General features: G+C 73.0%; 7 protein-coding genes and 1 pseudogene. 4 read left to right on the forward strand and 4 right to left on the reverse strand.

Annotation, left to right across the window (positions count from 1 at the left end):
* Positions 1–102: 102 nt before the first annotated feature.
* The 3 genes and pseudogenes from malQ to V7Q31_RS06080 form a co-directional block, all read left to right on the forward strand.
* Positions 103–1,908 (forward strand): annotated as a pseudogene (malQ, locus tag V7Q31_RS06070) (4-alpha-glucanotransferase); the annotation flags it as partial.
* Positions 1,909–2,016: 108 nt separating this feature from the next.
* Positions 2,017–3,642 (forward strand): alpha-D-glucose phosphate-specific phosphoglucomutase, encoded by a 1,626-nt coding sequence (locus tag V7Q31_RS06075; RefSeq protein ID WP_333832822.1) that lies wholly within the window; start codon positions 2,017–2,019, stop codon positions 3,640–3,642.
* 28 nt (positions 3,643–3,670) lie between these two features.
* Positions 3,671–3,988, forward strand: coding sequence for a carboxymuconolactone decarboxylase family protein (locus V7Q31_RS06080; protein ID WP_333832795.1), 318 nt, complete (start codon positions 3,671–3,673; stop codon positions 3,986–3,988).
* A gap of 341 nt (positions 3,989–4,329) precedes the next feature.
* Here the strand turns inward: V7Q31_RS06080 and V7Q31_RS06085 are convergent, their stop codons facing one another.
* The 4 genes from V7Q31_RS06085 to V7Q31_RS06100 all read right to left on the reverse strand — a co-directional run bounded on the left by V7Q31_RS06085 (position 4,330) and on the right by V7Q31_RS06100 (position 7,902).
* Positions 4,330–4,749: a nuclear transport factor 2 family protein gene (locus tag V7Q31_RS06085; protein WP_333832796.1), complete on the reverse strand. Its 420-nt coding sequence runs from the start codon at positions 4,747–4,749 to the stop codon at positions 4,330–4,332.
* 12 nt (positions 4,750–4,761) lie between these two features.
* Positions 4,762–5,784, reverse strand: a complete 1,023-nt coding sequence (locus V7Q31_RS06090) for an aspartate-semialdehyde dehydrogenase (RefSeq protein WP_333832797.1) — start codon at positions 5,782–5,784, stop codon at positions 4,762–4,764.
* 97 nt (positions 5,785–5,881) lie between these two features.
* Positions 5,882–6,619, reverse strand: coding sequence for a TfuA-like protein (locus V7Q31_RS06095; RefSeq protein WP_333832798.1), 738 nt, complete (start codon positions 6,617–6,619; stop codon positions 5,882–5,884).
* Positions 6,610–7,902 carry a YcaO-like family protein gene (locus V7Q31_RS06100; protein ID WP_333832799.1) on the reverse strand — a complete coding sequence of 431 codons (1,293 nt, stop codon included), beginning with the start codon at positions 7,900–7,902 and terminating at the stop codon, positions 6,610–6,612. Before V7Q31_RS06100 ends, V7Q31_RS06095 begins: the two co-directional genes overlap by 10 nt.
* Positions 7,903–7,934: 32 nt before the next feature.
* On the opposite strand from V7Q31_RS06100, the gene V7Q31_RS06105 reads away from it, so the two are divergent.
* Positions 7,935–8,133: hypothetical protein (locus tag V7Q31_RS06105; protein ID WP_333832800.1), on the forward strand; the 199-nt coding region annotated here is incomplete at its 3' end.

Genomic DNA, 8,133 nt, shown 5'->3' on the forward strand with positions numbered 1-8,133 from the left:
GCCGGGCTCGCCGCCGATGTCGGGATCGCGCCGGTCTTCACCGGCATCGACGGCGTCGCGCGCGAGACGACCGACGACGCCCGCCGGGCGCTGCTCGCGGCGATGGGCCTGCCGGCGGCGTCCGACGCCGAGGCGGCGGAGGCGCTCGAGGCCCGCCGCGCCGCCCGCGCCGAGCGCCTCGCGCCCGAGGAGGCCGTCGCCGAGCCCGGCGCGCCGCTGCGCATCCGCCTCGCCAGCGGCGCCGAATGGCGCATCGCGCTCGAATCGGGGGGCGCGCTGGAAGGGCGCGGCCCGCTGATCGAGACCGGCTTGCCGGAAGGGCTCCACATCCTGCATGTCGGCGCGGAGACCTGCCCGATCGTCGTCGCCCCGCCGCGCGCGCCGTCCGTCGAGGAGCGGACGGGCAGGGTCCGCATCTGGGGCGCGACCGGTGCGCTCTACGCGCTGAATTCCGCGCGCAGCCTCGGCGCGGGCGACTGCGCCGATCTGGGCGCCGCCGCGGCGGCGCTGGGCGGGCTGGGGGCGGATTTCCTCGGGATCAACCCGGTCCACGCGCGCGGCGCCGCCTGCGAGGGGATCAGCCCCTATTCGCCGACGAGCCGGATCGCGCTCGACCCGGCCTGCATCGCGCCCGACCGCGCGCCCGGCTTCGTCGAATGCGCGGCGGCGCAGGCGCTGCTCGCCGAGGCCGCCGGGGGCGCGGCGCTGGCCCGACAGGGCGAATTCGCACGCCGCGACGCCCGCGACGCCGCCGCCATGCCGGCGCTGCGCGCGCTGTTCGAGCGCTTCGCGGCGCTCCCGCCCGGTCATCCCGATCGGGCCGCCTTCGAGAGCTGGGCCGGCGCGCAACCCGCCGCCCTTGGGGATTTCGCGCTGTTCGAGGCGCTGTCGCTGCGGCTGGGGCGCGACTGGCCGCTCTGGCCTGCGGCCTATGCCGGCCCCGACGCTTCCGGCGCCCGGGCCTTCGCCGCCGAGAAGCCGGACGAGCCGCTCTGGCATCTGTGGCTGCAATGGCTGGCCGATGCGCAGCTCGGCGCGGCGCAGGCGCAGGCGCGGGCGGGCGGCATGGCGCTCGGGCTCTATCTCGACCTCGCGCTCGGCGTGCGGCCCGACGCGGCGGATGTGTGGGCGGCGCCCGGGCTTTACGCGCGCGGCGTCTCGCTCGGCTCGCCGCCCGACGCCTTCGCGCCGCAGGGCCAGCGCTGGGCGCTGTCGCCGATGATCCCCGGAGCGCTGCGCGCCGCCGCCTACGCGCCGTTGCGCGCCGTGCTGCGCGCCGCGATGCGCCATGCCGGGCTTATCCGCATCGACCACGCGCTCGCCTTCGCCCGCGCCTTCTGGGCCCCCGACGACGGCGGACCGGGGGCCTATGTGCTCCAGCCGACCGAGGCGCTGCTCGCGGTGACCCGTCTCGAGGCGGCGCGCGCGGGATGCGTCGTGATCGGCGAGGATCTCGGCGTCGTGGCCGACGGGCTGCGCTGGGCTCTGGCGCAGAGCGGGCTCTATGGCTGCGCCGTGATGCAGTTCGAGCATGAGGGCGACGGCTTCCGCCCGCCGCGGCGCTGGTCGTCGGAGACGCTGGCGAGCTTCGGCACCCACGACACCCCGACGATCCGCGGCTGGCGGCGGATGCGCGACGTCGACTGGCGGTCCGGGCTGCGGATGATCGACGCCGAGGCCGCCTCGCACGCCCGCGGCTGGCGCTCGCACGAGATCGCCCAGCTCAAACGCATGTTGCGCGCCGAGGTCGGCGACTTCGACGGCGACGACGAGGACGCGCTGGCCGACGCCGTGCACCGCGCGCTCGCCGAGGCCCCGTCCGCGCTCGTAGCCGTGGCGCTCGACGACGCGCTCGGCGCGGTCGAGCAACAGAACCTCCCCGGAGACATCGACCGCCATCCGAACTGGTTGCGCCGCCACCCCTGCGCGGTGGAGAACCTGTCCGACCACCCCGCCTTGCGCCGGGCTGCGGCGATCCTAGCGCAGGCCCGGTCCCGCCCGCCGTCAGGAGCCCCGATGAGCGTCCGAACGATCCCCACCGAACCCATCGCCGGCCAGAAGCCTGGCACCTCCGGCCTGCGCCAGACCACGCAGGTCTTCATGCGGCCCGGCTATCTGGAGAATTTCGTCCAGTCGGTCTTCGACGTGATCGGAGTCGCGGGCAAGACGCTCGCGCTTGGCGGCGACGGGCGGCACTTCAACGCCGAGGCGATGCGGACGATCCTGAAGATGGCCGCGGCCAACGGCGCGGCGAGGGTCGTCGTGGGGCGCGACGGCATCCTCTCCACCCCCGCCGCCTCCGCCGTGATCCGCGACCGGCGCACCGATGGCGGGCTGATCCTGTCGGCCTCGCACAATCCGGGCGGGCCGGAGGGCGATTTCGGGGTGAAGTACAACATCCCCGCCGGCGGCCCGGCGCCCGAGAGCGTGACCGAGGCGATCTTCGCGCGCACGCAGGCGATCTCCGAATACCACATCCTCGACGCGCCCGACCCCGACCTCTCCGCGCTCGGCGAGACGCGACTCGGCGAGATGGCCGTCGAGGTGATCGACCCTGTCGAGACCTGGGCGGGCCTGATGCGCGGGCTGTTCGACTTCGACGCGATACGCGGGCTGTTCGCCTCGGGTTTCACGATGCGATTCGACGCGATGCACGCCGTGACCGGGCCCTACGCGACCGCGCTGATGCGCGAACTCGGCGCGTCGGAGGGAACGGTGGTCAATGCGACGCCGCTGCCCGATTTCGGCGGCGGCCATCCCGACCCGAACCCGGTCTGGGCGAAGCCGCTGGTCGATCTGGTCATGGGCGAGGGCGCTCCCGATTTCGCCGCCGCCTCCGACGGCGACGGCGACCGCAACATGATCCTCGGGCGCGGGATCTACGTGAGCCCCTCGGACAGCCTCGCCGTTCTGGCGGCCAACGCCCATCTCGCGCCGGGCTACGCGCAGGGGTTGAAGGGAATCGCCCGCTCGATGCCCACGAGCCGCGCCGCCGACCGCGTCGCCGCCAAGCTCGGCGTGCCCGCCTTCGAGACGCCGACGGGCTGGAAGTTCTTCGGCAATCTGCTCGACGCGGGGATGGCCTCGATCTGCGGCGAGGAGAGCGCAGGGACAGGCTCGGACCATGTGCGCGAGAAGGACGGGCTCTGGGCGGTGCTGCTCTGGCTCAACATCCTCGCCGCGCGCCGTCAGTCGGTCGCCGAGATCATGGCGGCGCACTGGGCCGAATTCGGGCGCGACTACTACACTCGCCACGATTTCGAGGGCGTGGACAAGGCGGCGGCCGAGGCGCTGATGGACGATCTGCGCGCGCGGCTGGCCGATCTGCCAGGCCAGAGCTTCGGCGGGCTGACGGTGAGCGCGGCGGACGATTTCGCCTACGCCGACCCGGTGGACGGCTCCACGGCGTCGAGGCAGGGCGTGCGCATCTTCTTCGCCGAGGACGCCCGCGCGGTGTTCCGCCTGTCTGGCACGGGGACGGTCGGCGCCACCCTGCGCGTCTATCTCGAGCGCTTCGAGCCCGACCCCGCGCGTCACGACCTCGATCCGCAGACGGCGCTGGCCGACGTCATCGCCGCCGCCCACGCCATCGCCGACATCGCGGGGCGGCTCGGCCGCGACGCGCCCGACGTGACCACCTGAGTCGACGCCCGCAGGAGAGGAGACCCCGATGACCGACACGCTGCCCGGCGCCTTCGGCGCGCTCGCCCGAAGCCATCCCGAGATCCTGCGCGCCTATTCCGCGCTCGGCGAAGCCTGCGCGCAGTCCGGGCCGCTGAGCGCGCGCGAGCGCCGTCTGGTCAAGCTGGCGCTGGCCATCGCGGCGGGGTCGGAGGGCGCCACCCATTCGCACGCCCGCCGCGCCGCCGCCGACGGGATCGACGCCGCCGCCGCCCGGCAGGTCGCCCTGCTCGCCATCGGCACGCTTGGGCTGCCGCAGGCCGTGCGGGGGCTGACCTGGGTTGAGGACGTTCTGAAACAGGGGTGAGCCGCGCCGGCGCGGGAGCCCGCTGCGCGCCGACGGCCTGCGACGCCGATCCGCAGGCGCAGGGACCGATCCGCGCTCCGCAGAACACGGCGAACCCCTGATCGATGCGGGCGAGGGTCGCACAGACCGCGGGGAGCAGGATCGCGGCGAGGATCGTCCCGGCTTCCCGGAAGAGGCGGGCGAGCGCGAGAGCAGGCGGCGCGAAGCGATCCGCCGCCGGCAGGTCCCGCGCGGCGACCGCCTCCGACATCCGCCGCGCGCCGACCCGAACGCAGCGCGCACGCCGGACTTGGCCCGGGGCGCCGGGAAGGGGTCTGGCGTGCGCGAGGTCGGCGTCGCGCTCAGAGCGGCGCTTCGGCGAGGCCGTGCTTTGCGAGGATGCGCTCCGCGCTGTCGTTCCAGACGTCGGTCCGCACGATCATGCCGCCCCGCACCACGAAGCAGTCCATGTAGCGGTTGCCCTCGAAGGGCTCCCCGTCGGGCCATTCGCCGTAGAGATGGCCGGTGTTGTAGACATGGACGTCGCCGGTTTCGGGGTCGAGGGCCGCGTCGGTGCGCAGGAACTTCTTCTTGATCCATCCGTAGCGCTTGGCGTTGAACGCGGCGCTTTCCGCAGGGCCGGAGAATCGCCGCCCTCCGGTGAAGACCAACTCGAAATCCGGCGCGACGCAGGCCGCCGCGCCTTCCGGGTCGGGGATCATCGAGCGCTCGAGATAGGTCTCGACGAGGCGCTTGGCGGCGGCGACCTTGTCTTCGCACATCGCGCCCCTCCCTCAGCCCTTCTTGAGGCAGCGCCGCCCCAGAAGCTCGGCGATCTGCACGGCGTTGAGCGCCGCGCCCTTGCGGAGATTGTCGGACACGCACCACAGGCTCAGACCGTTGTCCACGGTCGGATCGACGCGGATGCGGCTCACGAAGGTGGCGAAATCGCCGACGCATTCGATGGGCGTGACGTAGCCGCCGTTCTCGCGCTTGTCGATCACCATGAGGCCGGGCGCCTCGCGCAGGATCTCGCGCGCCTCGTCATCCTCCAGCGGCTCCTCGAACTCGATGGTGACCGCCTCGGAATGGCCGACGAACACCGGCACGCGCACGCAGGTCGCGTGCAGCTTTATGGCGGGATCGAGGATTTTCTTGGTCTCCGCGACCATCTTCCACTCTTCCTTGGTGGCGCCGTCCTCCATGAAGACGTCGATGTGCGGAATGACGTTGAATGCGATCTGCTTGGTGAACTTCTTGGGCTCGACTTCCTGACCGGGGACGTAGATGCCCTTGGTCTGGCGCCACAGCTCGTCCATCCCCTCCTTGCCCGCGCCGGAGACCGACTGATAGGTCGCCACGATCACTCGCTTGATGCGCGCGCGGTCGTGCAGCGGCTTCAGCGCCACCACGAGCTGCGCCGTCGAGCAGTTGGGATTGGCGATGATGTTGCGCTTGGCGTAGCCCATGACAGCGTCGGGGTTCACCTCGGGCACGATCAGCGGAATGTCGGCGTCGTAGCGGTAGAGCGAGGAGTTGTCGATCACGACGCAGCCGGCGGCGGCGGCGCGCGGCGCGTAGGTCTTGGTGGCTTCGGAGCCGATGGCGAAGAGCGCGATGTCCCAGCCCGCGAAGTCGAAGACTTCGAGGTCCTGCGCCTTGAGCGTGCGCTCGCCGAAGGAGACTTCCGTCCCCATCGACCGCCGCGAGGCCAGCGCGACGATGTCGTCCGCCGGGAACTCGCGCTCGGCGAGGATGTTCAGCATTTCGCGCCCGACATTGCCGGTCGCGCCGACGACGGCGACCCGATAGCCCATGACGCCCTCCGATTGTCGCATGGAAACGGCGCTGTCTATCCGATGGACGCGCGCGCGCAAGGGCGCAGGCCGGATTGCGCGCAAGCGCCGCGGCGCGTCAGCCGGCCTCCAGCGCAAGCCGCCGCGCGTGCTCGGCGAGGTCGGTGCGCTCGTAGACGAAATCGGGCGCGAAGGGCCCGGGGTCGGTCGCCGCGAAGTCGCGCACCGCTGCGAGCATCGCCAGCGCATCCTCGCGTTTGGCGTCGACCTGCCCGTTCCTCAGCCAGTCGCGCAGGGCGTCGGCGCGCGTCGCCGCCAGACCCTCGGCGATGGCGGCGCGCAGGATCGCCGGCCAGTCGCGGCGCGCGTAGAACAGCGCCTTGGCGGCGCGCAGCACGGTCTCGGCCTCGTCTGCGGCGAGAACGGCGTCGGCCTCGGCCCGCGCCAGCGTGAAGCGGACATTCGCCATCGGCGCGGACAGCGCGGGGTAGCCCGCCTCGGCGGGGCCGTGCAGCAGGGCGACTTCGTCGTCGTCGGTCCAGAGCCCGTCGCGGAACGCCTCGAAGATGCGCCCCACCCCACGCATCCCGAACGGATGCAGCTCCGCCGCCCGCAGAGCTCCCATGGACGCGCCGCCGAAGACGTGGACGCCGGCGTCGAGGGCGGCGAGGATTTCCTTGTGCCAGACCGCGGGGACCTGCTCGAACATCCCGTCGGCGATGGCGATGACGTTCGGGCCGTCCCGCAGCGCGCGCCAGATGTCGCCATGCCGAACGGGCGGGCGATAGTCGGCGTCGAGCACGGCGCGCGCGGCGGAGAGCGGGGCGGAGGGGCCGAGATAGACGATCACGCGCATGCGCGCGTCCCCTCGGCGGCCTGTTCGACCTGCGCCGCGGCCTCGATCACCGCAGTCGCGCGGGCGCCGGGGGCGTAGCGCGCGTGGTCGTGCGGGCCTTCAAGACCGGGGATCACCGCGCGGGTGACGGCGACGCCGATCTCGGGCTTGGAGAGGTCGAGGGCGAAGACCTCCGTCACGCCGACCGCCGCGAGCCTCTCGACGATGAAGGCGGCGTCCTCGCCGAGATGGTCGGAGGCGAAGGCGGGCGCGGGAACGAACCGGCGCGGCGTCGCTCCCTCGGCGAGCAGCTGGCGGCGCAGCGCCTGGATTTCGGGGTCGGGGGCTTCGTACTCCTCGGCGCCGAGATCGTCGCGCGCCCCGGAGATGACGGTGAGGCGGTGCTGCGCGGCCTCGGTCAGCGCGCGCGAGAGCGCGATGGCGGGGTAGAGGTGGCAGCCCTGGCCGATCGCCGAACGCGCTGCGCCGCCGATGCCGTCCTCGCGCTCCATGATCCAGACGAAAAAGGCGGGGACGCCGACGTCGGAGGTCGTCTCCCAGATCGCCGTCATGAGGCCTGCCGCGTCGAATCGGTCGATCAGGCTGCGGCAGGCGGGGTCGGCGACGCTGGCGGGATCGATCCGGCGCGATTCGCGCGCGGCTTCGTCGGCGAAGATCCAGAGGGTGGTGGCGTCGCGCTCGATCACTTCCGTCATCGCATGCACGAGCGATTCGGTGGGCGTGTTGCCCGAGGCGAGCCCGTTGGTCGAGGCGAAGAAGCAGCCCGAGCCCGGCGGCATCGGCGCGGTGTAGGCGGCGTGGACCACCTCATAGGGCGCCCAGAGCGATTCGCCGCTCATCAGGTCGACCCCTTCGATCCACGGGAATTCGAGATCGGACGTCCAGGCGGTCTCGGTCAGCGGCGGCAGCCGCGAAAGGTCGAGCGGGCGGCCCGGCGGGCGCGTCGAGGGCGCGGCGACCAGCGGTCGCGCGATCGTCTCGGCGTGCCAGCACTCGATGGATTCCATCAGCGCCGAGGCGGCGGCGTGATCGTCGGTCAGGCCCTTGCCCAGCGAGATCGCCGCCGAGCGGGCGTTCGGGCGAACCGCCATGGCGACCGGCGCGCCCACATGGTCGAGGCCGGTCAGAAATCCCAGCCGCGTCAGGCCTATGCGCGGAGCGACGGCTCTGGCCCGGCGCAACGTCTCCTGCAGCGCGGCGGCGCGGTGCGCGCCTTCCCGAAGCTGCTTGACGTCGCGGTCGCAGGCGAAGGCGTCGAGGCCCGGCGCAGCGGCGCGTCGCATCGCGGCAGGGCCGCGATCAGGCGGTCGGGGTGATGCGGGCGCCGGCTGCGGCGGGGGTGATGCGCGCGCCGATGGCGGTCGGCGTGATGCGTGCGCCGGCGGAGGTCGGGGTGATGCGGGCGGCGACGGCGGCGGGGATTGCGTTGCGGATCATGGCTTTGCGCTCCTTCTGGCGAAAATGTCAGGCGGTGGGGGCGATGCGGGCGCCGGCGGCGACGGGGGTGATGCGGG

This window comes from Rubrimonas sp., from assembly GCF_036788415.1.
Lineage (GTDB): Bacteria > Pseudomonadota > Alphaproteobacteria > Rhodobacterales > Rhodobacteraceae > Rubrimonas.

Excerpts from the sequence above, each read along its gene's own strand:
- V7Q31_RS06075 (WP_333832822.1), top strand. The coding sequence starts at position 2,017 with ATGAGCGTCCGAACGATCCCCACCGAACCCATCGCCGGCCAGAAGCCT.
- V7Q31_RS06080 (WP_333832795.1), top strand. The coding sequence starts at position 3,671 with ATGACCGACACGCTGCCCGGCGCCTTCGGCGCGCTCGCCCGAAGCCAT.
- V7Q31_RS06085 (WP_333832796.1), bottom strand. The coding sequence starts at position 4,749 with ATGTGCGAAGACAAGGTCGCCGCCGCCAAGCGCCTCGTCGAGACCTAT.
- V7Q31_RS06090 (WP_333832797.1), bottom strand. The coding sequence starts at position 5,784 with ATGGGCTATCGGGTCGCCGTCGTCGGCGCGACCGGCAATGTCGGGCGC.
- V7Q31_RS06095 (WP_333832798.1), bottom strand. The coding sequence starts at position 6,619 with ATGCGCGTGATCGTCTATCTCGGCCCCTCCGCCCCGCTCTCCGCCGCG.
- V7Q31_RS06100 (WP_333832799.1), bottom strand. The coding sequence starts at position 7,902 with ATGCGACGCGCCGCTGCGCCGGGCCTCGACGCCTTCGCCTGCGACCGC.